Origin of the sequence: Streptomyces sp. NPDC096048 (genome assembly GCF_044763415.1) — a bacterium.
In the GTDB taxonomy this organism is placed as follows: Bacteria; Actinomycetota; Actinomycetes; order Streptomycetales; family Streptomycetaceae; genus Streptomyces.
This window is the reverse complement of sequence record NZ_JBIWGG010000004.1, coordinates 324612-350673: the sequence shown is the minus strand read 5'-3', so window position 1 is coordinate 350673 and position 26062 is coordinate 324612. Positions and strand designations below refer to the sequence as shown.

General features: G+C 74.3%; 23 protein-coding genes. 10 read left to right on the top strand and 13 right to left on the bottom strand.

The annotated features are described in order from the left end of the window. Positions 1-45 precede the first annotated feature (45 nt). The 4 genes from ACIQ6R_RS12670 to ACIQ6R_RS12655 are packed head-to-tail and all read left to right on the top strand — an operon-like array spanning position 46 to position 4892. Positions 46-645 (top strand): 2Fe-2S iron-sulfur cluster-binding protein, encoded by a 600-nt coding sequence (locus tag ACIQ6R_RS12670; protein WP_404180528.1) that lies wholly within the window; start codon positions 46-48, stop codon positions 643-645. Next, positions 642-1634 (top strand): FAD binding domain-containing protein, encoded by a 993-nt coding sequence (locus ACIQ6R_RS12665; RefSeq protein ID WP_404180525.1) that lies wholly within the window; start codon positions 642-644, stop codon positions 1632-1634. The genes ACIQ6R_RS12670 and ACIQ6R_RS12665 overlap by 4 nt, the downstream gene beginning before the upstream one ends. Beyond that, a complete protein-coding gene (locus ACIQ6R_RS12660; protein ID WP_404220744.1) occupies positions 1631-3769 on the top strand; it encodes a xanthine dehydrogenase family protein molybdopterin-binding subunit in 2139 nt (712 codons plus the stop codon). Before ACIQ6R_RS12665 ends, ACIQ6R_RS12660 begins: the two co-directional genes overlap by 4 nt. Then, a complete protein-coding gene (locus ACIQ6R_RS12655; protein WP_404180518.1) occupies positions 3762-4892 on the top strand; it encodes an XdhC family protein in 1131 nt (376 codons plus the stop codon). The genes ACIQ6R_RS12660 and ACIQ6R_RS12655 overlap by 8 nt, the downstream gene beginning before the upstream one ends. Before the next feature lie 258 nt (positions 4893-5150). Here ACIQ6R_RS12655 and ACIQ6R_RS12650 read toward each other — a convergent pair whose 3' ends face one another. The 4 genes from ACIQ6R_RS12650 to ACIQ6R_RS12635 form a co-directional block, all read right to left on the bottom strand. After that, entirely contained in the window at positions 5151-6926 is a 1776-nt protein-coding gene (locus ACIQ6R_RS12650) for a glycoside hydrolase family 15 protein (protein ID WP_404220741.1), read from the bottom strand. Positions 6927-7208: 282 nt separating this feature from the next. Further along, complete coding sequence (locus tag ACIQ6R_RS12645; protein ID WP_404220739.1) at positions 7209-8012, bottom strand: polysaccharide deacetylase family protein; 804 nt, start codon at positions 8010-8012, stop codon at positions 7209-7211. 42 nt (positions 8013-8054) lie between these two features. After that, positions 8055-8981 (bottom strand): DMT family transporter, encoded by a 927-nt coding sequence (locus ACIQ6R_RS12640; protein ID WP_404220736.1) that lies wholly within the window; start codon positions 8979-8981, stop codon positions 8055-8057. Between the two features lie 27 nt (positions 8982-9008). Then, positions 9009-9863 (bottom strand): SDR family NAD(P)-dependent oxidoreductase, encoded by an 855-nt coding sequence (locus ACIQ6R_RS12635; protein WP_404180506.1) that lies wholly within the window; start codon positions 9861-9863, stop codon positions 9009-9011. A gap of 252 nt (positions 9864-10115) precedes the next feature. Here ACIQ6R_RS12635 and ACIQ6R_RS12630 point away from each other — a divergent pair, with 252 nt between their 5' ends. The 3 genes from ACIQ6R_RS12630 to ACIQ6R_RS12620 all read left to right on the top strand — a co-directional run bounded on the left by ACIQ6R_RS12630 (position 10116) and on the right by ACIQ6R_RS12620 (position 12377). After that, positions 10116-11231, top strand: a complete 1116-nt coding sequence (locus tag ACIQ6R_RS12630) for a galactosyldiacylglycerol synthase (protein WP_404221363.1) — start codon at positions 10116-10118, stop codon at positions 11229-11231. Positions 11232-11340: 109 nt separating this feature from the next. After that, positions 11341-11727 (top strand): DUF2267 domain-containing protein, encoded by a 387-nt coding sequence (locus tag ACIQ6R_RS12625; RefSeq protein WP_404180500.1) that lies wholly within the window; start codon positions 11341-11343, stop codon positions 11725-11727. Positions 11728-11825: 98 nt separating this feature from the next. Next, complete coding sequence (locus ACIQ6R_RS12620) at positions 11826-12377, top strand: DUF1360 domain-containing protein (RefSeq protein WP_404220733.1); 552 nt, start codon at positions 11826-11828, stop codon at positions 12375-12377. 67 nt (positions 12378-12444) lie between these two features. Here the strand turns inward: ACIQ6R_RS12620 and ACIQ6R_RS12615 are convergent, their stop codons facing one another. Then, on the bottom strand, positions 12445-12852 hold the full coding sequence (locus tag ACIQ6R_RS12615) for a DUF5997 family protein (protein WP_404180495.1): 408 nt from the start codon (positions 12850-12852) through the stop codon (positions 12445-12447). Between the two features lie 107 nt (positions 12853-12959). On the opposite strand from ACIQ6R_RS12615, the gene ACIQ6R_RS12610 reads away from it, so the two are divergent. Next, a complete protein-coding gene (locus ACIQ6R_RS12610; protein ID WP_404220731.1) occupies positions 12960-13787 on the top strand; it encodes a LysR family substrate-binding domain-containing protein in 828 nt (275 codons plus the stop codon). A gap of 21 nt (positions 13788-13808) precedes the next feature. Here ACIQ6R_RS12610 and ACIQ6R_RS12605 read toward each other — a convergent pair whose 3' ends face one another. The 4 genes from ACIQ6R_RS12605 to ACIQ6R_RS12590 form a co-directional block, all read right to left on the bottom strand. Further along, positions 13809-14549 carry a DUF4142 domain-containing protein gene (locus ACIQ6R_RS12605; RefSeq protein ID WP_404180489.1) on the bottom strand — a complete coding sequence of 247 codons (741 nt, stop codon included), beginning with the start codon at positions 14547-14549 and terminating at the stop codon, positions 13809-13811. A 122-nt stretch (positions 14550-14671) separates the two neighbouring features. After that, complete coding sequence (locus ACIQ6R_RS12600) at positions 14672-17512, bottom strand: beta-L-arabinofuranosidase domain-containing protein (protein ID WP_404220729.1); 2841 nt, start codon at positions 17510-17512, stop codon at positions 14672-14674. An 82-nt stretch (positions 17513-17594) separates the two neighbouring features. Next, positions 17595-18356 carry an HAD family hydrolase gene (locus ACIQ6R_RS12595; protein ID WP_404220727.1) on the bottom strand — a complete coding sequence of 254 codons (762 nt, stop codon included), beginning with the start codon at positions 18354-18356 and terminating at the stop codon, positions 17595-17597. A gap of 58 nt (positions 18357-18414) precedes the next feature. After that, positions 18415-18891, bottom strand: a complete 477-nt coding sequence (locus ACIQ6R_RS12590) for an Lrp/AsnC family transcriptional regulator (protein WP_055420586.1) — start codon at positions 18889-18891, stop codon at positions 18415-18417. A 237-nt stretch (positions 18892-19128) separates the two neighbouring features. Here ACIQ6R_RS12590 and ACIQ6R_RS12585 point away from each other — a divergent pair, with 237 nt between their 5' ends. Beyond that, the gene (locus ACIQ6R_RS12585) at positions 19129-20619 is read left to right on the top strand and encodes an FUSC family protein (RefSeq protein ID WP_404180479.1); all 1491 of its coding nucleotides are present in this window, start codon (positions 19129-19131) and stop codon (positions 20617-20619) included. Between the two features lie 126 nt (positions 20620-20745). Then, the gene (locus tag ACIQ6R_RS12580) at positions 20746-21780 is read left to right on the top strand and encodes a lactonase family protein (RefSeq protein WP_404220725.1); all 1035 of its coding nucleotides are present in this window, start codon (positions 20746-20748) and stop codon (positions 21778-21780) included. A gap of 266 nt (positions 21781-22046) precedes the next feature. On the opposite strand, the gene ACIQ6R_RS12575 is transcribed toward ACIQ6R_RS12580, so the two are convergent. The 4 genes from ACIQ6R_RS12575 to ACIQ6R_RS12560 form a co-directional block, all read right to left on the bottom strand. After that, positions 22047-22970, bottom strand: coding sequence for a sirohydrochlorin chelatase (locus ACIQ6R_RS12575; RefSeq protein ID WP_404220722.1), 924 nt, complete (start codon positions 22968-22970; stop codon positions 22047-22049). A gap of 120 nt (positions 22971-23090) precedes the next feature. Beyond that, on the bottom strand, positions 23091-24095 hold the full coding sequence (locus ACIQ6R_RS12570; protein ID WP_404220720.1) for an N-acetylglucosamine kinase: 1005 nt from the start codon (positions 24093-24095) through the stop codon (positions 23091-23093). After that, positions 24092-24769, bottom strand: coding sequence for a uracil-DNA glycosylase (locus ACIQ6R_RS12565; protein WP_404180467.1), 678 nt, complete (start codon positions 24767-24769; stop codon positions 24092-24094). Before ACIQ6R_RS12565 ends, ACIQ6R_RS12570 begins: the two co-directional genes overlap by 4 nt. A 69-nt stretch (positions 24770-24838) precedes the next feature. Continuing rightward, on the bottom strand, positions 24839-25993 hold the full coding sequence (locus ACIQ6R_RS12560; protein ID WP_404220718.1) for a WD40/YVTN/BNR-like repeat-containing protein: 1155 nt from the start codon (positions 25991-25993) through the stop codon (positions 24839-24841). Between the last annotated feature and the right edge of the window lie 69 nt (positions 25994-26062).

Here is a 26062-nt window from a genome sequence, read left to right as displayed (position 1 = left end):
CTGTCACCGGACACCACTGTCATCAGACACCAAAGAAGGCTGACCATGGCCCCAGCGCCCTCGTCGACGTCCAGCGCCGTCGTCCTGAACATCAACGGCGAGAAGCACCAGCTGACCGTCGACCACCGCACCACCCTCCTCGACGCCCTGCGCGAGCGCCTCGATCTCACCGGCACCAAGAAGGGCTGCGACCAGGGGCAGTGCGGCGCCTGCACCGTCCTGGTCGACGGGCGCCGCGCCGTCTCCTGCCTCAACCTCGCCGTCGCCGCCGAGGGGCGCGAGATCACCACCATCGAGGGCATGGCCGAAGGCGACCGGCTGCATCCGGTGCAGCAGGCCTTCCTCGACCTCGACGGCTACCAGTGCGGGTACTGCACGCCCGGCCAGATCTGCTCGGCCGTCGCCGTCATCGAGGAACACGCGGCCGGCTGGCCCAGCGCCGCCACCGAGGACGTACGGCCCGAGGCCGGACCGCCACCGCTCACACCGGACGAGATCCGCGAACGGATGAGCGGGAACCTGTGCCGGTGCGGCGCCTACGTCTCCATCGTCCAGGCGGTCGCCCGCGCGGCCGAGGCCGACGGAGCGGCGGCCCCCGAGGGCGACGCGAAGCAGGACGGGACCCCGAAGGAGGCGGCGGCATGAGGGAGTTCGGTTACGAGCGCGCCGACGACGTCTCCGGTGCGGTGGCACTGCTCGCCGCCGATCCGGACGCACGGTTCCTCGGCGGCGGCACCAACCTCGTCGACCTGATGAAGACCGGTGTCGAACGCCCCGCCCTGCTCGTCGACGTCCGCGAACTGCCGCTGGACGGCATCGAGCCGACCGCCGACGGCGGCCTGCGCATCGGCGCGACCGTCACCAACAGCGACCTCGCCGCGCACCCCGAGGTACGCCGCTCCTACCCGGCGCTGACCCAGGCGGTGCTGGCCGGCGCCTCCGGTCAGCTGCGCAACATGGCCACCGTCGGCGGCAACCTCCTCCAGCGCACCCGTTGCGGCTACTTCACCGACGTGAGCAAGCCGTGCAACAAGCGGGTCCCCGGCAGCGGTTGCCCCGCGATCACGGGTGAGCACCACAACCACGCCATCCTGGGCGCCTCCGACCACTGCGTGGCCGTGCACCCCTCGGACATGGGCGTCGCCCTCACGGCCTTCGACGCCGCCGTCGCCTACGAAACCGCCGACGGGACGGGCGAGTTGGCGCTCGCCGACTTCTATCTCCCCGTGGGCGACACACCGCACCGCGAGACCGCCCTCCCGCCCGGCGCGCTGATCACCGGCATCACCCTGCCGCCCGCCACGGTCGCCGCCCGCTCCCGCTACCGCAAGGTGCGCGAGCGTGCCTCGTACGCCTTCGCGATCGGCTCGGTCGCCGCCGCACTCGACGTCGAGGACGGCGTCGTACGCGACGCGCGGCTGGCCTTCGGCGCGGTCGCCTCCCGGCCCTGGCGGGCCCGCGCGGCCGAGGACGTGCTGATCGGCCGACCCGCCGACGGGGAGAGCTTCGCCGCCGCCGCGGACGCCGAACTCGCGGCCGCCAGGCCGCTGCCCGACAACGGATACAAGGTGACCCTCATGCGCAACCTCGTGGTGGCCGTCCTGACCGAACTCGCCGAGGAGGCCGCCCGATGACCACCGCCACGACCGGTCGTACGACGGTGAAGGGCGCCGTCGGCACCGCGCACACGCGCGTGGAGGGCCGCGACAAGGTCACCGGAGCGGCCCGCTACGCGGGCGAGATCCCCTTCGCCGACCTCGCGCACGGCTGGCTGGTGCTGTCCACCGTCGCCCGCGGCCGCATCCGCGAGATCGACACCGACGCCGTCCTCGGCATGCCAGGCGTGCTCGCCGTCCTCCACCACGGCAACGCCCCGCGTGTCGACACCGACTACGTCGGCATGCTGGGCATCCTGCCGGACCCGACCGCCGCCGTCTTCCAGAACGACCGGGTGCCGCACGCGGGCTGGCCGGTCGCCCTCGTCGTCGCCGGTACGCCCGAGCAGGCGAGGGAGGCGGCCGAGGCCCTCGTCGTCACGTACGACGCGGAACCGCACGACGTCACACTCACCGCCGACCACCCCGACGCCTACCCGGGCGACGGACACATGCCCGCCGAGACGGAGAAGGGCGACCTGGCGGCCGGCCTCGCCGCGTCCGCCGTCGTGGTGGACGAGGAGTACACCACCCCCGAAGAGCACCACAGCATGATGGAGCCGCACGCGGCCACCGCCCTGTGGGACGGCGGCCGTCTGGAGGTCGTCGACTCCAACCAGGGCACCACCTGGGTCCAGGGCGAACTGGCGAAGATGTTCTCGCTCGACGAGTCCTCGGTGCGGGTGCGCTCCGAACACATCGGCGGCGGCTTCGGCAGCAAGGGCCTGCGCGCCCACCAGGTCTCCGCCGTGATGGCCGCGACCCTGTTGCAACGCCCGGTCCGGGTGGTCATGACGCGGCGCCAGATGTTCTCGCTGGCCGGTTACCGCAGCCCCACCGCCCAGCGCGTCCGGCTCGGCGCCGACGCCGACGGCCGGCTGCGCGCCCTGGAGCACCGCTCGCTCAACCAGACCTCGACCGTCTACGAGTTCGTCGAGCCCGGCGCCGGTGTCGCCAGGGTGATGTACGACGCCGACGCCCACCGCACGGCCAACCACGTCGTACGGCTCGACGTGCCGTCCCCGACGTTCATGCGGGCGCCGGGCGAGGCGCCGGGGTCCTTCGCGATCGAGTCGGCGCTCGACGAACTCGCCGAACGCTGCGGCGTCGACCCGATCGCCCTGCGCCTGCGCAACGAGCCGGAGGCCGGCCCGGTCTCCGGGCTGCCGTTCAGCAGCCGCAACCTGGCCGCCTGCTTCGACGAGGGCGCCCGCCGCTTCGGCTGGGCCGAGCGCGACCCGCGCCCCGGGGTGCGCCGCGACGGGCGCTGGCTGCTGGGCACCGGAACGGCAGCCGCCTCCTTCGGAGCGGGCGCCGCCCCCTCCACGGCCCTCGTGACCGCGGAGGCGGACGGCACCTTCACCGTGCGGATCTCCGCCGCCGACATCGGCACCGGCGCCCGCACCGCGCTGACCCTGGTCGCCGCCGACGCGCTGGAGGTCACGCCCGAGCGGGTGCGGGTCCGCATCGGCGACAGCGACTTCGGACCGGCGATGATCGCGGGCGGCTCGATGGGCACCCGCTCCTGGGCCTGGGCGATCACCATCGCGGCCGGCGAACTGCGGGAGCGGCTCGCGCTGGGCACGAGCATCCCGCCCGAGGGCATCACCGTACGGTCCGACAGCACCGAGGCGCTCGGCGCCCTCGCGCAGAAGGAACGGCACTCCTTCGGGGCGCAGTTCGCCGAGGTCGCCGTGGACACCGCCACCGGCGAGGTGCGGGTGCGCCGCATGCTCGGCATCTTCGCCGCGGGCCGGATCGTCAACCCGCTCACCGCCCGCAACCAGCTCGTCGGCGGCATGGTCTGGGGCATCTCCATGGCCCTGCACGAGGAGGCGGTCCGGGACCGGGCGAGCGGCGGCCTCTACGGCCCCGACCTCGCCGGCTACCACGTCGCCACGCACGCCGACATCACCGACATCGAGGCGGACTGGGTGGACGACCCCGACCCGGACGACCCCGTCGGCATCAAGGGCGTCGGCGAGATCGGCATCGTGGGCGCCGCGGCGGCCGTCGCCAACGCCGTCTGGCACGCGACCGGCGTACGTCACCGGAACCTGCCGATCCGGCCCGATCGCGTACTGACCTCGGCCGGAGGAGCGGCGGATGCTTGACATCGCCGACCAGCTGAACCGCTGGCTCGCCGAGGGCCGGGAGTTCGCCGTCGCCACCGTCGTCTCCGTCGGCGGCAGCGCACCGCGCGGGCCCGGCGCCGCCCTCGCCGTCGACAGCGAGGGCACGGTGATCGGCTCGGTCTCCGGCGGCTGCGTGGAGGGCGCGGTGTACGAGCTGTGCTCCGACGCCCTCCGCAGCGGCGAGACGGTGCGCGAACGGTTCGGCTACAGCGACGAGGACGCCTTCGCGGTCGGACTGACCTGCGGCGGAGTGATCGACGTGATGGTCACGCCGGTCGGCGCGGACTCGCCCTCGCGGGAGGTGTTCCGGGCGGCGCTGTCGGCCGCCGCCGGGGGCGGTACCGCTGCCCTCGCCCGGGTCGTCGAGGGCCCGCCGGGGCTCCTTGGCCGGGCCCTGCTCGTACACCCCGACGGCTCGCACGAGGGCGGCCTCGGTGGTCACCCCGACCTGGACCGCACGGCGGTGGCCGAGGCCGGGGCCCTGCTGGACGCCGGCCGCACCGGCACGGTCGGCCTCTCGGAGGACGGCTCGCGCTGCCCCGGCGGGCTCACGCTGCTCGTCGAGTCGAGCGTGCCGCCGCCCCGCATGATCGTCTTCGGCGCGGTCGACTTCGCGGCGGCACTGGTGCGGGCCGGCAAGTTCCTCGGCCACCACGTGACCGTGTGCGACGCCCGGCCCGTCTTCGCCACGCCGGCCCGCTTCCCCGAGGCCGACGAGGTCGTGGTCGACTGGCCGCACCGCTACCTGCGGAGCACGCCGACCGACGGGCGCACGGTGCTGTGCGTCCTCACGCACGACGCCAGGTTCGACGTACCGCTGCTGACGGAGGCCCTGCGGATGCCGGTCGCGTTCGTCGGCGCGATGGGCTCGCGCCGCACCCACGAGGACCGCGACCGGCGGCTGCGCGAGGCGGGCCTGACCGAGCGCGAGCTGTCCCGGCTCCGCTCACCGATCGGCCTGGACCTCGGCGCCCGGACGCCCGAGGAGACCGCGCTCTCCATCGCGGCGGAGGTCGTCGCCTCCCGGCGCGGCGGCACGGGCCTGCCACTGACGGGCGGGGTGGCGCCGATTCACCGGGACCTGACCGGGGCGGCCGCCTGACGGGCCCGGCCGGAGTGACTGGCTGGAGCGGCCACCTGACCCGGAGCGGGCAGGGGTGGGGTGCCGGGCGCGGCCCGATGCGGTCGTCGCCCGGCACCTGCTGATCTGGTCGTCGCCCGCCGCGGGCTGATGCGGTCGTCGCCCGACGCGGGCCGATGTGGGTCTGGTCGTCCGAGAGCCGGGCGGAGGCCGCCCGCCCGGCGTTGAGCCCGCGCGATCGCCGCCCCGCAGGGATCGGGCGGGCAGGCGCCCGAAGGGTCAGGGCAGCGTCGACTCGTCGGCCAGGCGGACGGCGCACTCCAGCATCATCGCGTGCACGAAGGCCTGCGGGAGATTGCCGCGCAACTGCCGCTGGCGCACGTCGTACTCCTCGGCGAACAGCCCGGGCGGCCCGCAGGCCGCGCGGGAGCGCTCGAACCAGCGGAACGCGCCGGTCCGGTCGCCGACCCGGTGCGTGGCGAGCGCCATCGTGAAGCCGCAGAGCAGGAAGGCCCCCTCGGCGTCACCGAGCGGCTCTCCGGGGTGTTCGAAGCGGTACAGGTACCCGTCCTCGGCCAGCCGGGACTCGATGTACGCGCGGGTGGCCGCACCGTCGTCGTCCCCGAACGCGCAGCCGCGGGCCATCGGCACCAGCAGCGCGGCCTCGGGCCCGTCGTCGTCGGCGGCCCGCCGCCAGCGACCGCCGGCGTCCAGGCACCGGCGCCGGGTCTCCCGCAGTACGGTGTCGGCGAGTGCGGCGCAGCGCCGGCCCGCCGCTCCGGGCAGCGCCTCCGCCATCCGCCGAAGACCGCACACCACGCTCAGCCGCGAGTGGGTCCACCACCGGTTCTCCAGCTCCCACAGCCCGGCTTCCGGCTTCAGCCACTGCCGCTCCACTACGTCCACCGCGACGGCGGCGGCACGTTCCGCGTCCTCGGTCAGCCGGTCGTGCGCGGCGGCCGCGGCGAAGAGCTGCAGCGCCTCGCCGAAGGTGTCCAGCTGGAACTGGGCGCCCGCGTCGTTGCCCACGTGGTCGGTACCGCCGGGATAGCCGGGAAGCCGCAGCGAGCGTTCCCCGCCGACCGGCTGCCCGTCGACCGTGTAGGCGGGGCGGACCTTGTCGCCGTCCTCGAGGATGCGCTCGGCGACGAAGCGCACGGCGTCGTCGACCAGCGGATGCGGACCGTGTGCGGCGACCGCGAGACCGGCGTAGCACTGGTCGCGGAGCCACGCGAAGCGGTAGTCGTAGTTCCGCCCGCTGTTGGCCCGCTCCGGCAGCGACGTGGTCGCGGCGGCCACCATGCCACCGGAGACGCTGGTCAGCCCGCACAGCACGGCGTACGCGTGCCGGGCGTCGCGTGGCGCGACCAGCCGTGAGCAGTCCGGGACGGCCCGCTGCCACGCGCGTTCCGTGGACCGCCACAACGCGTCGGCGTCGAGCGGCCCGGTCTCCCGCCCCTCGGCCAGCTCCAGCACCAGGTCGTGGGTCTCGCCCTCGCGCAGCCGGAACTCGCCGCACAGTCCACCGCCGGCCCGCCAGACCGCGTCCGGTGCCCCGGCGAGCCGCATCCGCAGCCCTTCCGCCTCGGCCGTCCACACCCCGTGCTCCTGCCGGGGATCGCGCATCCGGCCGTCCCCGAAGCCGGGCCTCGGGTCCAGATCCAGGCACAGCCGTGCCTCGCCCCGCTCCACACGCATCCGGCGCAACAGCACGAGCCGGTCGGTGCGGGCCGGCAGGGCGAGCGCCTCACGGCATTCGATGACGCACTCGGAGGTCACCCACCGGCTCACCCGGATCAGGGTGCCCTCCTCGTAGGAGCCGCCCCAGACGTGCCAGGGGTCGGCCGGCTCCACGTTGAAGTGCCCGGCCCCGCCGATGAGCGCCGAGAACACCGCGTCGTCGTGCCACCGCGGGGCGCACAGCCACACGATCCGGCCCCGGGGATCCAGGACCGCCCCCCGCTCACCGTCGGCGAGCACCGCGTACTCGCGCAGGGCCCAGGGAGGACACGACGGGTCCGGGGCCGCCGCGCGCTGATCGTCGCCGTCCTTCATGGCGCTACGGCTATCCCGGCTCAGGTGACCGAAACGGTGACGTACCCGACGTCACCGGAACGCACGCCGACGGGACGTCCTGTGATGCCCCTCGCCCCGCCCGAGTCCGCCCGAGTCCGCCCGAGTCCGCCCGAGCCGCCCGCCCCGCGGCCGCGCCCGCTCGGGAGTCCCGCCAGGCGACCAGGCACGGCCGGGAGCGTACTGCCGACGCCCCCGCACTCCCGCACTCGGCGGAACCGGCCACGACCGCCCGATGATCCGGCCCGTTCACCGCACGGCACCTCACCCTCGCCCCGCCCGTTCACCGCGTTCCCGCCCGAGCCGGCTCTCCCCGCCGCACCGCTCCGCCGCCCCGATCACCCCGTGCTCGCCCAGCGGCCCCACCGCCCACCCCGCCTCGCGGCAGTCGCGCACGATGCCGGGCAGGGCGCCGAGGGCGGCCCGCCAGCTGCCCGGGGCGGAGACGTGGTCGGTGTCGTGGAGCAGGATCGTGCCGCCGCCACGCAGGTCCGCCGCGACGGTCGCCCGTACCGAGGCGGGCGTGGCGTCCCGCCGCCAGTCCTTGCCCCACGCCGTCCACAGCACCGGCCGCACCCCGGCCCGGCGGGCGGCGGCCCAGCGTCCGGAGGTGAGGATGCCGTAGGGCGGGCGGTACCAGCGCGGGCGGCGCCCGGCGACCTCGCCCACCGCGTGGACGGCACGCGGCAGCTCGCGTGCGTCCCGCGCCGGCGACGGCAGCCAGGGACGGTCGTGCGACCAGCCGTGGACGCCGAGTTCGTGCCCCCGCCGGGCCAGTTCGAGGGCCGTCTCCGGGTGGCGTACGACGTTCTCGCCCAGGACGAAGAACGTGGCCCGTACGCCGAGCGCGTCCAGTACGTCGAGGAAGTGTGGTGTGGACGCCGGATCGGGGCCGTCGTCGAAGGTGAGGGCGATGTGGCCGGGGCGGCCCTGTCCGGCCAGGCCCGGGAACCGGCGCCGGCGCAGCTCCGGCAGCCAGGTCGCGGCCGGACCGATGTGGGCCAGCGCGGCGACGACGACCGGCGCGACGGCGCACGCCGCCGGTCCGGCATGGAACCCTGCATGCATCCGTGTGTCTCCCGCTCCGCTCCGCGGTTCCGCGCAGCTCGGTCATGACCCCCGCCGTTCCTCTTCCCGCCTGCCCGGCCCCGGCCCGTCCCGTGCCGCCGGCGCCGTGTCCCACGCGCCGTGGACCGACGGCGCGCGGGCCAGTCCGACACTGCCGAGCCCGATCAGCGCCACGCCGATCAGTTCCGGCAGCAGCCTCACCCCGAGGGCGATCTGTTCGCCGAACAGCGCCCAGCCCAGGGCGACGCTGGTCAGCGCGTCGCCGAGGGTCAGCGCCGGTTGCGACGCCGCGAGGGTCCCGGCCCGCAACGCGCTCTGCAGCAGCAGGAAGCTGATCACCCCGACCACCGCCGTGGCGTACAGCGGCCACTGGGTCAGGACGGCGCCCACGCCCTGGGGGAACCGGCCGGTGACCTCCTTCAGCAGCCCCGCCGTACCGCCGAACGCCACCGCGGACGCCGACCCGAACAGCGCGGCGCGGGGCGCTCCCCGGACCAGACTGCCGATCGAGGCGAGGACCGTCACCACGCCGAACAGCGCCAGACCTGCCCAGCCCCACCGGCCCGGGGTCGCGGTGTCATGGCCGGCCGACGGCGCGGCGGCGCCCAGGAACAGCGCGAGCCCCACGGCCAGGGCCATGAAAGCCAGCCAGGTCCGCGGGTCGGGACGCCGGTGGAAGACCACGCTCCCGACCATCAGGGTGAACAGCAGCTCGCTGGCCATCAGCGGCTGGACCACGGCCAGGCTCCCCACCGCCAGCGCGGCACCCTGCAACACCGTCGTCAGGGCGAGCAGCGCCGCGCCGCCCACCCAGTACGGGTCGCGCACCAGCCGCAGCAGCGAGCGCACCACCGTGTGGACGGCGCCCGCCCGTTCCTCGTCCTGAGCGGCGGCCCGGCGCTGGAGTACCGACGCCGCCGCGTTGGACAGCGCCGCGAACAGGGCCAGGACGACGGTGAGGACACTCACCGCGGCGCGCTCCCGCTCATCCGGATCTCATCCGAACCGCGCGGCCAGCCGCCGGTACAGCCCCGGAGCAGCGCCCCGCACCCGGCACGGCAGCCGCAGCCAGCCGGGCACGTAGACCTCGTCCCGGCCCCGCACCACCGCGGTCCGCACCGCGTCGGCGACGCGCTCGGCGGGCACCGGCCGCGGCCTGGACCGGAGGTAGGGAGCGCCACGGCGCTCGAAGAACGGTGTGTCGACGACACCGGGTACCACGTGCGTGACGCCCACGCCGGTTCCCCGCAACTCGTAGCGCAGGGCGTCCGCGAAGGCGCCGACGGCGGCCTTGGCCGCCGAGTACACGGCCTCGTCGCGCACCGCCACACTCCCCGCCAGCGATCCGACCAGGACCACCCGCCCCGATCCCGCCGCCACCATGCCCGGCAGTACCAGCCGCACCAGCCGCAGCGTGGCCAGCACGTTGATGTCGAGCACCTCGTCGATGGCGTGCGGGGGCATGTCCACGAACTCCCCGGCCCAGCCGACCCCGGCACCGGCCACCAGGAGGTCCACCGGACCCACCGTGGCCAGCGTGAAGTCGGCGAGCTGCCGGTCGGCGCCGGGCAGGGTGAGGTCCGCGGCGAAGGCGGTGGCCGCGGTGTCCTCGGCGACCTCGCGCAGCCGGGACGGATCGCGTCCGCTGAGCACCAGCCGCCAGCCGCCCTCGTCACTCAGCCGTCGGGCCAGGGCCGCGCCGATGCCGGAGGACGCGCCCGTCACGAGTGCCGTGCGCGTCCGCGTGCCCCGGACGCCGACGGGCTCACGCCGGGGCCTGGCGTGGTCCGCGTCGCGCGCGACGACCTGCGGTCCGGGGGTGGACCGGGGGCGGGAGAACGCATGGACCATGAGACCACCTTGGCTCGGGGCGGACACCGGGGAGAGACCGACCGGACGGTCGGGCTCCGGCGTTCGACCGGACGGGCGGTCACGGAGTATCCCTGGCGGCACGCCCGAAACACCCGCTTGTGTGGCGGTTTGGAACCTGCCGGGAGGGCAACTTGGACCGCTGTGCATCCTCGCAGCTCATCGACGCCCCGCCGGCCCGCGGCCAGGCGCGCCCCCGGGGACGGCAGACGTCTGCTGGTGATCAGCGCGAGCATGGGCGCCGGCCACGACACGGTCGCCGCCGAACTCGTCCGCCGAGCCCGGGAACGCGGTGACGACGCCCTGGTCGTCGACGTTCTCGCGTTGCTGCCGTACGGGCTGGGCGGTGCGCTGCGGCACTTCTACCGCGGGTCGGTGCGCCACTTCCCCTGGGCATACGCCGCCCTGTACCACCTGTTCCTGCGTCCCGGCGCCGGTCGCCGCCCCGGCGGCACGCCCCTGGCCCGGCTCGCCGGGGGCCGGCTGCGCCGGCTGGCCGAGAACACCGGCGCGGATGTGGTCGTCCCCGTCTTCCATCTCGGCGCCCAGCTGACCGGTCATCTCCGCGCACGGGGGCTGCTGCCGGTGCCCAGCGTCGTTCTCGTGATCGACTTCGCTGTCCACCGGCAGTGGCTCCACCCCGGCAACGACCACCATCTGTGCCTCACGGAGCAAGCGGCGCGCGAGGTGCGGGAGAGTACCGGCACGCCCGCGTGGACCTGCGGCCCGGTCGTGGCTCCGGAATTCTTCGCCGACGCGCCTGACGCGCCTGACGCGCCTGACGCGCCTGACGCGCCTGACGCGCCTGGAGTGGTCGGGTGGCGGGGGCTGTTCGACCGTCTCGGTCCCGGGCGGCCCGCCGTGGTGCTGTCCGCCGGCGCCTGGGGAGTGGGCTCGCACCTGGACGCCACCGTCCGGCTCCTGGCGGACCACGGCTTCCTGCCGGTCGTGCTCTGCGGGGACAACGAACGGCTGCGCCGTGAACTGTCCGGTACCCCGGGCGTGGCCGCGCTGGGCTGGGTGACGGACATGCCCGGCCTGCTGCACGCCGCCCGCGCCCTGGTCGACAACGCCGCAGGCCAGACCGCCGTACAGGCGCTCGCCGCCGGGCTGCCGGTCGTGGGATACCGCCCGATACCCGGCCACGGTGCGGACGGTGCCCGGCGGATGGCCGCGCTGGGCGTGTCGGACGTCGCCGAGGACGGGGCCGGGCTGCTCGGCGCACTGCGGCGGCTCACCGCCCCGGGCCCGGCCCGGCGGCAACGGATCGCCGCCGGACGCGCGCTGTTCACGGACGACGCGGTGGCCCGGGTGTGCGCCCTCGCCGACGCCGAGCGCGCACGCCGGTGAGCCGCGCACGCCGGTGAGCCCTCGCACGCCGGTGAGGCCGCGCCCGTTTTCCCGGCCCGGGCGGCGGGCACCCGGCCCGAAGCGTGAACCGGTGGAAGGAGGCGGCGCCGTGGGGCTCGACGAATTCCTGACCCTGGTCCGCGACCGAGGCGAGTACCACAGCAAGGAGGAGGCCGAGCAGGTCAGTACGGCCGTCCTGTGGGTGATCGCGTCCTGTGTCGACCCGGACGAGGCCGCGGGTCTGGCCGCCGACCTGCCCGCGCCGTTGGACGACGCGCTGCGCCTGGAGCGCGGGCGCCCCGAGTCCTTCGGCCGAAAGGAGTTCCTGCGGCGCGTGGCACAGCAGACCGGCGCCCGGCCGCGCACCGCGGAATGGGACGCGGGCGCGGTGCTCTCCACCCTCACCGAGGCGGTGCCCGGCGAACGGGTCGACCGTCTCCTGGCCCACCTGCCCGCGGACTGCGCCGACCTCTTCGGCGGACCCGCGCCGCACTGAGAGCGGCGGCCCCGCGCGCACGCGTTGCAGACGGCCGGAAGCGGGCACCCGGTCCCGGCCGAAGAGGCGGTACCCGCACAGGAGGCAAGGAGCCATGCATGACGGACGGTGAGCAGCGACACGAGGAGCGCGCCGACGAGCGCCAGGACGAACGCGCCGACGAACGCGCCGACGTACGTTACGACGAGGAGGCGGACGCCCCTCTCGGCGGCTACGCGGCGCTCGCGACGACCTTCGCGGCGGGTGTCGGAGTGTTCGCGGTGACCGCGTGGCGCCGCGGGCTGCGCCTGCCCGAGACCGTCCCGGCCTGGGACGTGGCGCTGCTCGGCACGGCGACGTTCAAGGCGTCCCGGCTGCTGACCAAGGACAAGGTCACCAGCTTTCTGCGGGCTCCGTTCACCCAGCGTGAGCGCGAGAGCAACGCCAACGAGGTGATGGACGCGCCGCGCGGCTCGGGCCTGCGCCGCGCCGTCGGCGATCTGGTGTCCTGCCCGTTCTGCACCTCCGCCTGGGTGGCCGGCGGACTCGTGGGCACCTACGCCGTCGCCCCCCGGGCCGCCCGGCTGCTGTGCGCGGGGCTGAGCGCCGTCGCCGTGTCGGACTGGCTGCAGTACGCGTGGAGTGTCACGGAGCAGAAGGCCGAGGAATGACCCCGAGGCGGGCGAGCGGCGAGCGGTCGGGCGCGCCCGCCGGTACGGTTCGGCCCGCCGGTACGGTTCAGTCGCGCTCCGCCTGCTCGGCCCGCTCCGCCCGCTCGGCGTGCAGCTTCTTCACGCGAGCCGTCTCCTTGCGGACGTCGGCCTGGACGGCCTGCTCCCGCTCCAGCCACTGGGGGCGCTCCTGCTTCAGCGCCTCGATCTGCTCCGTGGTGAGCGGTTCCGAGACCCCGCCCCGGTGCAGACCCGCGATGGAGACACCCAGCTTGGCGGCGACCACCGGCCGCGGGTGCGGACCGTCGCGCCGCAGCTCCCGCAGCCACTCCGGCGGGTCGGCCTGGAGCGCGTTGAGCTCGGCGCGCGTGACGACGCCCTCCCGGAACTCGGTGGGTGTGGCCTCGAGGTACACACCCAGCTTCTTCGCCGCGGTCGCGGGCTTCATGGTCTGGGTGTTCTGGTGCGACGTCATGGGGTCAAGGGTATCGAGCGTCTGCGCGACCGCTGACCAGGCCGGGGGACGGCGGCCCGACCACGCCGGGTGACCGCGGGCCCGGCCACGCCCGGTAACCTGGCCGGGTGACAGGCTCGGAAGAACCCCCCTCGTTCCGGCTCGCTTACGTCCCGGGGGTGACGCCCGACAAATGGGTGCGCATCTGGAACGAGCGACTGCCCGGCGTCCCGCTGTCCCTGACCCAGGTCCCCGCCACCGAGGCGGACGGCGTGCTGCTGGCCGGTGACGCCGACGCCGGACTGGTGCGGCTGCCCGTCGACCGCACCCTCCTCAGCGCGATCCCCCTCTACACCGAGACCACGGTCGTGGTGATCCCCAAGGACCACCTCGTCACCGCGGCCGACGAGGTGACCGTGGAGGACCTGGCCGACGAGATCGTGCTGCACCCACTGGACGACGTCCTCGGCTGGGAGCGGCCGCCGGGCCGGCCCGCCCTGGAGCGCCCGGCGACCACGGCGGACGCCGTCGAGCTGGTGGCGGCCGGGATCGGCGTACTGCTCGTGCCCCTGTCGCTGGCCCGGCTGCACCATCGCAAGGACCTCACCTACCGGACGGTCACGGACGCCCCCGAGTCCGGGGTGGCGCTGTCCTGGCCCGAGGACGCGCACACGGACCGGGTGGAGGACTTCATCGGAATCGTCCGGGGCCGGACCGTCAACAGCACCCGGGGCCGACAGCCGGCCCAGGCGCCGGCGAAGGGCGAGCACACCGAAACGGCCTCCGCGCGGCGCAAACCGCCGGCCGGAAAGCAGACCGGCGGCGCCCGGCGCGCCACCGGCGGCGGCACCAGGACCGGAGGCAAGGGCGGCGGCAAGAGCGGGGGCGCCAAGAGCGGGGGCGCCAAGACTGGCGGCACCAAGAGCGGCAGGCGCGGCAAACCCCGCCGCGGTTGACCCGGTCGGCGGTGCCGCGTGTCAGCGGACCGTCGGACTGGGCGTCGGCGCCGAGGTGTTGACCTCCAGCCCCGGCGGCGCGGTGAGGGAGAGCACCGGCTCGCCCGGCTGCGGCGCCGGCGGCGTGAGCTGCACCTCGGGCAGGCTCGGCGGGGCCGACTGCTGGAAGTTGACCTGGTCGAAGTTGACCAGGCCCGTCTTCTCCAGCACGGTGATGTGGTCCAGCACCGTGTCGTTGGCCTGATCGGCCAGCTGCCTCACCAGGCTGTTCTTGGTGTTGGCGCGGATCTTGGCGATGACCGGGAAGATCTGGCCGTGCGTGATGCGCATGATGTTGACCGCGGTGGTGTCGAACTGCTTGCCCGTGGATCCGTCCACGGTCGAAACGAACTGCTGTTGCTGCGGGGAGGCCAGGTTGGGCAGGGTGATGCCCAGCTCGGGCGCGATCCTGCGGCAGGTCGCGTCGAGCCGGGCATGTCCGACGACCAGGTGCTCGCCGGCCTCCACCATCTCCGGTGTCGAGCCCCGCTCCATCGCCATCAGCCCCAGCGGGTGTTCCCACAGCCCGGCGGCACGGACCTTCACCACGAAGTCCCGGTCCGCCTCGGTGAGCGGCCCGTACACCGTGTTGGTGATGACACGGTCCTGAGTACTGGCCGTGTTCCGCACCCCGAGCATGGTCGGGTAGGCGAGCGCGGTGAGGGTGAGGACCAGGGCACCGGCCACGAAGGCGGTCCCTGCCGTGGTGCGCGTGATGCGCATCGTGCCTCCTGGGGCAAGACAGGCTCGGACATCAGGAGGTACGGATACGGGAGGCCGACCGATCACTTCCGCGGGTAAAACTTGCTCCGACTCGCTCCCGACTCGTTCCCGACTCGTTCCTGTCAGTCCGCGTACGACGCCTTCCGCGCGGTCCGCACCACCCGCTCGCCCTCGTCGCCCCCGAGCAGCCCGGCCTCCACCCACGCCTCCACCGTGGACCGCACGTGTGCCACCAGCGCGCCCTTGCCGCGGAACGGGGCCGCGGCCCAGATCTCGTCGAGCAGCGTGGTGCCGTCGCCCTTCGCCGGGTTGGCGACGCCCGAGTCGGTGCCGCCGAGGACCACCCGGGGTTCCGAGCGGCGGAAGTAGGCGTGCGTCGGCTCCTCGGTCCCCTCGGCGAACGGCACCCACTCGGTGCCGTCCAGCGTGAAGTGGAGCGGCTCGCCGGACACGGGCGCCAGCGTGGGCAGCAGGTCGCCGGAGAGACCCGCGTTGCCGTACAGCCCGCACTCCAGGTGATCGGTGGCCGGGTCGCGGGCGACCAGGTTGACCGGCCCGTAGAACAGGGCCTGCAGCGACGGGTCGTCGAGGGTCTTCTCCACCCGCAGCCGGAAGGGCATCCGGATGCGCACGGTGTCGCCCCGGCGCCAGGCCCGGGACACGGTGAAGTAGCTCCCCGGCGTCGGAGTCCCCGGCACGGTACGCCCGTTGACGGTGACGTGGAAGCCGGCCGTGGCCCACGACGGCACCCGCAACCGCAGCGCGAAGGAGGCGCTGCCGCCGCCGATGACGAGGGTGCTGCCCTGCTCCCGGGGATAGTCCGTGCTCTGGGTGACGGTGACTCCCCGCTCGGCCCAGGTCAGGGTGGAGCGGCTGTAGAGGTTGACGTACAGGGCGCTGCCGTCGGCCGCGGCGAAGTACACCGAGTCCTGGTACTTGGTGGCGCTCTCCATCCCGGTGCCCTCGCAGCAGGTCGTGCCCTGCTTGGGGGTGTAGTCGCGCACGTGGCCGGGCGTCAGTCCGACGAAGTAGGTGACGAGCGGCTTCTCCGCGTCCGGCTCGTCCTGCTTGGAGCCGAGCACCTGGTTGTACAGGGTCCGCTCGTAGTAGTCCATGTACGCCGGTTCCTGCTCGTGGAAGAACAGCGTCCGGCTCAGCTTCAGCATGTTGTACGCGCAGCAGGTCTCGGCCGTGGTGGCCCCGATCGTGCCCGCGACCACGTCCCGGCCCTTCCAGAACTCGCCCGTACTGGTGCCGCCGATGGCGTACATGCGGTGCGGCACGACCATGCTCCAGAAGTTCCTCGCCGCCGTGAGGTAGCGCTCCTCGCCCGTCTCGTCGTACAGGCGCACCAGGCCGGTGAAGATCGGTATGTGCTGGTTGGCGTGCAGGCCGTCGAGGACGTCGGTGTCCGCGGCGCAGGCGTCGATCAGCCGGTCGAGGTCGAACAGGCGGGCCAGCGCGAGGTGCTCCGCCTCGCCGGTGACCGCGTGCAGGTCGCAGACAGCCTCGACGATGCCGCCGAACTCCCCGCTGGAGAAGATGCCCCACATCCGCTGCAACGTGGCCGCGGGCAGCTTCGACAGGCGGGAGTACATCCAGTCGCACATGCCCGACGCGAGGTCCAGCGCCCGTTCGTCGCCGGTGGCGAGGTGGGCGTCCAGCAGGCCGCGGAGGATCTTGTGCGCGGTGTAGTACGGCGCCCAGACCTTGGTGTAGTCGCTGGCGGTCATCGACTCCAGCTCGATGAACTGCGTCTCCGGGTAGGCCGCGAGGAACCCCCGGTGGCTGGGCCCGCCCCAGGTGCGGCGCAGTGTGGCCGTCAGTCGCCGGCCGGAGGCGTCCGCGAAGGTCCCGCCGGCGGTCTCCTCGAAGGCGTACGACGCCAGGTCGCCCCGGCCCGCCGGTGTCTCGGCGGCGCGGCTGTCCCGCAGCGCGGCGATCTCGGCGGCGCTCAGGGCCCGCGACCAGACGTCGAACTCCGCGAAGGCGCCCGCGAAGACGGGATCGGCGGGGTAGTGCGAGCGGCCCAGCCAGTGGTGCGCGAGCGGGCCGAGGGTCGCCGGGGTCAGGGTCATGGCCGTGTTCCGGGCCACGGCGGCGCCGTCGACGTAGAGGGTGCCGGTGCCGTCCGCGAGGGTCACGGCCAGGTGGCTCCACTCGTCCAGGGGCAGCGCCGCCGTGCCGTCGAGGCCCTGCTCGCCCGCGGCACCGCTGTCGGTGAGGGCGAAGCGCGGCACGCCGGCCGCGTTGCGGGCGGCCAGGTAGAGGTAGCGGTTGGTGTCGTCCCCGAAGTCGAGGACGCGGGCCCAGTCGCCGTCGTGGGTGGGCTTCACCCAGGCGGCCAGCGTGACCGCCGGGGTGTCGCCCAGGACACCGGCGGGCAGGTCGACGTACTGGTGGGAGCCGCGCACGTTCTCGGCGGCGGTGCCGAAGCGGCCCTCCGTGCTCAGCACGGCGGGATCGTGGCGCAGGGCCTCGCGCACCTCGGTCAGCGCGCCGACCATGGCGCCGATCCGCTCGGCGAAGACCTGTTCCCCGGTGCCGCGGTACGCCTGGGACAGCGTGGTCAGGAAGTGGCCGGTGTAGTGACCGCGCAGGTTGCCGTTGGCCTCGCCGTCCAGGCCCTCCCAGCCGCCGGGGGCGACGGCACCGAGGGTGGACAGGCCGGCGTTGGCGCGGAAGACCTGGAGCAGCCGGTTCACGTCGTAGCCGCGGGCGTGGTCCAGCATCAGCCGTCGCTTGTCGGCGAAGACGCCCCGCCCGAGCGTCACCTCCTCCAGCCCGAAGGGCCGTACGGACCAGGCCGCCGGTGCCCCGGGGCCCGCGAACGCGGTCGGTGCCTGTGGCGTGGCGCCGGGCCGGCCGCTCGCCGCGTACGAGACCGGGGACGAGACGGCGGGCGTGCCCGCGGCGATCGCCGTGGCCAGCAGCAGGGTCCGCCGGGAGAGGGGCGCTGCCATGTGCTCCTCGATTCTTTCGAGATATCGAACGGCGTTCGGAAGATCGTCCAGAAGATAGGCAGCGCGTAAGGGAGCGTCAACGTTACCGGCGAGTACGGTCACGGGCGTCCGGTACGGACGGGCGTCCGGTACGGTCACGGGCGTCCGGCTGGGTCACCCGCGCCGCGCGCACGAGCCAGGCGTACGCCGCCCGCGCGGTGAACTCGCCCTGCCCGCCGCGCAGCAGCAGCCCGGCGGTGGCGAACTCGGGGGCGTCGGCCTGCGCGGCGACGTACGGGATCGCGATGCAGCGCATCCCGGCCGCGTACGCCGCGGCGGCCCCGGGGGCGGCGTCCTCCAGAACCACGCAGTCGGCCGGGTCCGCTCCGAGCCGGCGCGCCGCCTCCAGGAAGACGTCGGGTGCGGGCTTGCCCCGCGCGACCTCGTCGGCCGAGACGACCGTGCGCAGATGCGCGTCCAGGCCGGTGCGGGACAGGATCGCCTCGATGGCCTCCGGCGAGGAACCCGACGCCACCGCCAGTGGCACGCCCGCGCCCGCCAGCAGCTCGACGAACTTCCGCATCTCCGGGTACGCGCGGGCGGAGGTGCGGGCCAGCTCCAGATAGTGGCGGTTCTTGACGGCGAGCAGTTCCTCCACGGGGGCGCGCAGCCCGTACCGCCGCTTCCAGTCGGCGACCGTCTCCCGGGTGCTGATGCCCACGTATCCCTCGTGGTCCGCCCAGGTGAAGTCCGGTACGCCGTACTCGGCGAGGGTCTGCCGGCCCGCCTCGTAGTAGTTCGGCTCGCTGTCCACGAGCGTTCCGTCGAGATCGAAGACGACCGAGATGCCGCCGAGAGTGCTCATGAGGTCCAGCATGCCAACGGCCCACAAGGACCCGGGGAGGGATGCGGGGACCCGGCGATCACTTTCGCGCTGTGCGCCCGATCGACTCCACCAGGGGCAGCAGCCGGTGCGGGACGCGCTCCCGCAACGCCACCTCGCTGCGGGTGCGGACCACGCCCGGCAGGCTGATCAGCTTCTGGACCACGTCCTCCAGGTGTGCGTTGTCGCGGGCCACGACCCGCGTCAGCAGGTCCCCGCCGCCCGTGATGGAGAAGGCCTCCACGATCTCCGGGACGGCCGCCAGCGCCTCGCCCACCTCGTCCAGGTGGCCCTGGGTGACCTCGATATGCACGAAGGCGAGCACCGGGTGGCCCAGTGCGGCGGGGGAGAGGGACGGCGCGGTGCCGGTGATCACGCCGTCCCGCTCCAGGCGGTCGAGCCGGGCCTGGAGCGTGCCGCGGGCGACGCCGAGGAGACGTGCGTACTCGCGCACGCTGGTGCGCGGCTGCTCCAGCAGCAGCCGCAGGATGCGGGTGTCGAGTTCGTCGACGGCCATGGCGCCCGGGTCCCCTCGTCGGCCATTGGCTCTTCGGTGGCCGTAGGAATGCCGTGATCACTGTACCAATGGACCACTCCAGCATGAGCCTGTTGAGCCAGTGGTGGCAGAGATGCTCCTATAGGAGGGTCGATGGCGCTGCGGATCCCGCGGCGCCTTTTTCATGCCAGTGACGTGACCAGTGACGTGCCAGTGACTCCGGTCAGTGTGCGCCAGTGCGCGAGGGGGCGGTAAGCAGTGCTGAAGAGGGTGTTCGTGAGTCCGGATCCGGGACGGTCCCGGCTGCGGTTCGCCGCGCGGGCCGTCCTCGGCATCGGGTTGGCCGTCGTCGTCTGCGGCCTGGCCGGTACCTCCCTGGTGGGCGCCGTCATCGGCGGGCTCGCCGCACTGCTCGCGCTGTTCACCGTCACCGACGCCACCGTGCGCGGGCAGGCGGTCACCACCGCGCTGCTGCCGGTCGTCGGACTGCCCGTGCTGACCGCCGCGGCCGCCCTGCACGACCTTCCCGTGGCCAGGGACCTCACCTTCCTCGCCGTCGTCGGCGCGGGCGTGTACGCCCGGCGCTGGGGCCCGCGCGGGCACAGCCTCGGCGTGTTCGCGTTCATGACCTTCTTCATCGCGCAGTTCCTGCACGCGACCACGGACCGGCTGCCCGAGATGTTCGCCGCCGTCCTGCTCTCCGTGGCCGCCGCCGCGGCGGTGCGCTTCGGCCTGTGGTGCTACGAACGCCGCCTGCCCCCGCCCGCCGCCCCCGCACCGCCGGCCGGCACCGGACTCGCCCGGATCACCACCCGCCAGGCCGTCCAGGCCACCGTCGGCGCCGCCTTCGCCCTGGTCGTGGGGCAGCTGGTGTCCGACGAGCGCTGGTACTGGGCCGTCGGGGCCACCTGGTGGGTGTTCGTCAACACCACCTCGCGCGGCGAGACCCTGGTCCGCGGCTTCCGCCGGGTCCTCGGCACCGTCGTCGGCATCGGTCTGGGCTTCCTGATCGCCGTCCCGCTGGCCGGATCCGCGGTGCCCACGGCCGTGCTCGTCGCCGCCTGCGTCTTCGGCATCTTCTACACCGCCGCGGTCTCCTACACCTGGATGATGCTCTGCGTGACCCTGCTCGCCGAGCTTCTGTACGGCCTCCTGGACCTGCTCAGCCCCGGCCTGCTCGCCCTGCGGCTCGTCGAGACCGGCGTGGGCGCGCTCGGCGCCGTACTCGCGGTGCTCGTCGTCCTGCCCGTCACCACGCACGCCGTCACCGACGCCTGGATCCAGCGCGCCCTGCGCTGCGTCCACGCCTGCACCGCCGAGGCCGCCGCCCGGCTCGCCGGCACCGAGGGCGCCGACCCGGCGCCGCGCGTGGCCGAACTGGAGCAGCTGCTCGGCCGGGTGCGGATGTCGGTCGCCCCGCTCGTGCACCCCCTGAACCCGATGTACGGCCGCAAACGGCGCGCCCGCCGGGTGCTCGCCCTGCTCGACGACTGCGCCCGGGAGATCCGCGGCCTGGTCGCCGTCGCCGCCGACCCGGAGGCCTCGCACGACGCCCGGCTGGCCGCCGCCTGCTGGCGTGTCGAGACCGCGGTCGAGGCGCTCACCGGCGGGCGGGCCGTCCCCGCCCACGCGGACGGCCCGCGCGCCACCGAGCCCGCGTTGGCCCACCTCCACGGCCTGGAACGCGCCCTGGCGGAACTCGCCGCACCCCTGCGGGCCCCCTCCGGCTCGCCGCTCGTCGGCGCCTGAGCCGCCCGGCACCACGCCACTCGTTTGGTCTAGACCGCAGATGATCGACTGCTACCGTCGCCCCGGGGCAGACGATCAGTCGGCACACGCCGAGGCGCGGGACGACGCGGGACGAGAGGGAGCAACGTGGCGGACGTGGGCAAGCGGCAGCGGCGGGCATACATCGGGTCGTTCACGGCGGCCGGCGGCCCCGGCATCCTGACGGCGGCCGTCGCACCCGGCAGTGGCGCGCTCACGGTCCTCAGCGGCACGGACCGCGTGCCCGATCCGTCCTACCTGGCCCTCGCACCCGACAGGGACATGCTCTACGCCGTCAGTGAGACGGCCGAGGGCGCGGTGGCCGCCTACCGCGTGGCCGGGGACAAGCCCGAGCCCGCCGGGCGGCCGGTACCCGTGGGAGGCGACGGGCCCACCCACCTCAGCCTGTACGACGGGCACGTCCTGACCGCCAACTACGGCTCCGGCAGCGTCACCGCCGTGCCGCTGCGCCCCGACGGAGCCCTGGCCCGGGCCGCGTCAGGCGTCCTCCGGCACACCGGCTCGGGCCCGCACGCCCAGCGCCAGCAGGGGCCCCACGCCCACCAGGTGCGGCCCGACCCGAGCGGGCGGTGGGTCGTGAGCGTCGATCTCGGCACCGACTCGGTGCGGGTCTGCACCCTGACCGGCGGTGCCCTCGCCGTGCACCGGGAGATCGCCCTGCGCCCCGGCTCGGGCCCGCGGCACCTGGCCTTCCACCCGGACGGCACCCGCGCCTACGTGGTCAACGAACTGGCGCCCACCGTCACCGTCTGCCGCTGGGACGCCGCCGACGGCGTACTGCGGCCCCTCACCGAGGTGCCGGTGCTGTCCGGGGCGCCGTCCGGCGACGCCTTCCCGTCCGGCATCGTGGTCTCCTCCGACGGCCGCTTCGTGTGGACCGCGACCCGCGGCGAGGACGTCCTGTCCGTGTTCGTCGTGGAGCCGGACGGGCTCCGGCTGTTCGGGACCGTGCCCTGCGGCGGGCACTGGCCGAGGGAGATCGCCGAGTCGGACGGCTTCCTGTACGCGGCCAACGAGCGTTCCGGTGACGTGACCTGGTTCGCGCTCGACCAGGAGACCGGCGCGCCGAGGCTCGCGGGTTCACTCGCGGTACCGGCGGCGTCCTGCGTGGTCTTCGGCTGACCGAGGCGACGGTCCGGCGTCACCTCGCCACGGCCGACTCGCACACGCACTCGGCTCGCGTACGTGCCGCAAGGCTCACCCCGCTCCCGCCCGTACGGCGCGACGAAGGGCTCGCTCCTGTGCCGGCGCGGACAGGTGGGCTACCCCTTCGTTCGTCTCCGGCGGCCGCCTGCGGGGCCGCGGCCCGCGCGGCATGACGAAGGGCCCGCTGCAACTCGTGAGCGGGCCCTTTTCGGCCATGCGTCCGGGGCGCGGGCGCCCGTGTGTCAGCGGACCGGCGTGCCCTGCGGCTGCTGCGGCGAGATGCCGAGCGCCGTCGTGTACTTGGCCAGCGCCAGCTTGCCGATCGCCGGGTACGGGCCGAGCGGCTCGGCGGTGGAGCAGCCGACCTCCTTGGCCGCCTCCTCCAGCAGGGAAGCCTCGATCTCCGGGCCGATCAGGTACGGCGCGAGCGCCAGCTGCTGCGAGCCCGAGGAACGCAGCTGCTCGGCCACGGACGCGATCGAACCGTCCTCGTCCAGGGCCGCGGCCATCACCGGCACGGCGAGGCGCGCGGCGAGCAGCATGCCGGTGATCCCGGCCGCCTGGACGGCCTCGTCACCGCCCACGGAGGCCAGGATGATGCCGTCCGCGGCGGTGGCCACGGTGAACAGGCGGGCCCGGTCGGCGCGGGCCAGACCGGCCTCGGAGAGCCGCACGTGCAGCGCCTCGGCCAGCAGCGGGTGCGGGCCGAGCACGTCGGTCAGCTCGGCCGCGATCCGACTGTCCATGACGGCCTGCCGGATCCGGCGCAGCAGCGCGTTGTCCGGACCGGCGAGCAGCGGCACGACGACGGCGACGGGGCCGTCGGGCTCCTTCACCTCCAGGCCGGCGGCGCGCGCCTGCTCGTAGCGGGCGGTGCGTTCCTCGGCGGCACGCGCGAGGACGGACGACAGGGAGAGGAACTCCTCGTCGTCCCCGTCGAGGTGGCCGATCCGGGCGTCGAGACCGGGCAGCTCGGAGCGGGCGATGCTGATGACCTCGTCGGCGAGGCCACGGGTGGCGCTACTGGGCGTCCCCGGCACCGCGAGGACGAGCGCCGGCGCGCCCTCGGGAGCCACCAGGGGTTCGGGACGGCGGTGCCGTCCGGGCTGGCGGGGGCGCGGCATTCGTACTGGCAGGCCGGACGCGGGCCCAGTGGGGGAGCTCATGGCGCCGCATGTTACTGGTTTCCTGGGTTTCCCTGTTCGGGGAGGGTGCAGGTGAGCGGTATCCGTCCGGTTTTGTCTGATGAGTGATGTACGGATCGGCCGACATCGGCACGATTCACCTCACCGGCGGATCGATTGTCGGCCGCCCGGTACGGTCGTCACCCACAGCATTCTGTCGTCACTCGGCAGAGTGAGCGAGCCGGTCGCCAGGTCGGTCGCGATCCGGACCGAACCGTGCAGGGGATCCCCCTGCGCGGCCGTCCGCCGCGCATGCGGCAGCCGCTTCGCCAGCTCCTCCTCCAGCGGTACGACGAGGGGGTCGCCCATCTTCAGCAGGCCACCGGTGACCGCGACGCGGGGCTCGCCGACGGTCGGGCACACCGCGGCGGCCGAGTCGGCCATGTGCCGGGCGGCGGCCCGCAGGATGTCCGCGGCGACGCGGTCGTCGGCCGCGCAGGCGGCCACCTCGGGCGCGAAGGAGGCGAGGACGGCGGGACGGTCCGTACGCGGGTACAGCCGGCCGGGCAGCCCCGCCACCGGCCCGAACCGTTCCTCGGCCCGGGCCAGCAGCGACGCGGAGCCGCCCCGGCGTCCGTCGTGGGCGCGCAGCGCCGCCTCCAGCCCTGCCCGTCCGATCCAGGCGCCGCCGCCGCAGTCGCCCAGCAGATGACCCCAGCCGTCCGCCCGGTGCCAGCGGGTCAGGTCCGTGCCGGTGGCGATCAGGCCGGTGCCGGCGGCGACCACCGCTCCGGCCCGGGGGCCGATGGCGCCGACGTACGCGGTGACGGCGTCGGCGACCAGCGCGACCGTCCCCGCACCCAGCTCCCGGGCCAGCGCGCCCGGCAGTTCGGCGCGCAGGGCGTCGCCCAAGGTGGCCAGGCCGGCGGCCCCGACGACTACGGTACCGAGCCGGGTCACACCGGTCTCGGCCGTCAAAGCCCTGGCCATGGGCACCAGTTGCGTCATCAGGTGCCCGGGGTCGATGCCGCGCGCACCGGTGCGGACGGGCTCCCGCGACACACGCCGCCCGAGCCCGTCCGGACCGTGTCCGTCACCACCGGCCGTGCCGACGACGACACGCAGACCCGAGCCACCGGAGTCCACGGCCAGGAATCCGCCGCTCACGGCAGGCGCCAGTCGACCGGCTGACCTCCGAGTCGGACCAGCAGGTCGTTGGCCCGGCTGAACGGACGGGAGCCGAAGAAACCCCGGTCGGCCGACATCGGCGACGGGTGCGCGGACTCCACGGACGGCAGGTCGCCGAGCAGCGGCCGCAGATTGCGGGCGTCGCGGCCCCACAGGATGGACACCATCGGCTTGCCGCGCGCCGCCAGCGCGCGGATCGCCTGCTCGGTGACCTCTTCCCAGCCCTTGCCGCGGTGGGCGGCGGGCTTGCGCGGGGCCGTGGTGAGCGCCCTGTTGAGCAGCAGCACCCCCTGCCGGGTCCACGGGGTCAGGTCCCCGCTGGAGGGCTGCGGCAGACCGAGGTCGGTGTTCAGCTCCCGGAAGATGTTGACGAGGCTGCCGGGCAGCGGACGCACCTCGGGCGCGACCGAGAACGACAGCCCCACCGCGTGCCCCGGGGTCGGATAAGGATCCTGTCCGACGATCAGGACCCGGACGTCGTCGAAGGGCTGCTGGAAGGCCCGTAGGACATTGGATCCGGCCGGGAGATAGGTGCGTCCGGCGGCGATCTCCGCGCGCAGGAACTCACCCATCGAGGTGATCCGCCCGGCGACGGGTTCCAGGGCCTGTGCCCAGCCCGCTTCGACGATTTCATGCAAGGGTCGTGGTGCCACGGCGTCACCCTACTGCCGTACGGGTGACGCCGATCAACCGGTGGCCAGGACCCGTCCCCCCGGTCAGGTTCATCCGACGGTCGCGGCCCGCACGCACAGCACGTCCGGCAGGTGCGAGGCCAACTGCCGCCAGCTGTCGCCGTCGTCGGCCGACGCGAACACCTCGCCGTTGCGGTTGCCGAAGTACACGCCCGCCTGCTCCGCGTCGTCGGTGCACAGCGCGTCGCGCAGCACGGTGCCGTAGTGGTCCTCCTGGGGCAGCCCCGCCGTGAGCGGCTCCCAGCTCTTGCCGGCGTCCGCCGTGCGGTAGACCCGGCAGCGGCGGTCCGCCGGGACCCGGTCCGCGTCGGCGTTGATCGGAAAGACGTACGCCGTGTCGCCCCGGTGCGGATGGGCCGCCACGGCGAAACCGAACGTGGACGGCAGCCCTTCGCCGATGTCCGTCCAGTGCGCGCCGGCGTCGTCGCTGCGGTACACACCCCAGTGGTTCTGCAGATACAGCCGGTCCGGGGTCGCCGCGTCCCGCGCGACCTTGTGCACGCACTGGCCGAACTCCGGGTCCGGGTCCGGCAGGAAGACCGCGGAGACACCGGAGTTGGACGGCGCCCAGCTCGCGCCGCCGTCCACCGTGCGGAACACGCCGGCGGTCGAGACGGCGACCGTCACCGACTTCGGGTCGCGCTGGTCGGTGAGCACGGTGTGCAGCCCCTCGCCGCCGCCGCCCGGCACCCACTTGGACCGCGTGGGGTGCTCCCACAGGGGCCGGACCAGCTCGAAGCTCTCGCCGCGGTCCTCCGAGCGGTACAGCGCGGCCGGTTCCGTGCCCGCGTAGACCACGTCCGGTTCCGCGGCGGCCGGGTGCAGCTGCCACACCCGCTCCAGCGAAGCGCCGGTCTCCTTGGGGAACTTGACGGCCGGCCGCGCCGGTTCCGTCCAGGTCCGGCCCAGGTCGTCGGAGTGGAACACCGACGGACCCCAGTGCGCGCTGTCCCCGCCGGCCAGCAGCCGCGGCGTGTCGCCGCGGGTGTCGAGGGCGACCGAGTAGACGGCCTGTGCGTTGAAGTAGGGACTCTCGTCGAACTCCCAGGTGCCACCCCGTCGGCGCCCGATGAACAGGCCTTTTCGGGTGCCCACGGCGAGCAGTACCTCGGTCATGCCGATCACCTCCGCGGCGTCGTCGTCGACGCCTTTGTCTCGGACACGGGCCAGTCTGCACCCCGGCACTGACAGTCACCTCTGGAAAGGGTGTCGCCGCAGGTCAGGGCGGTGGCGTCGGGTCCGGCGCGAGGTCCC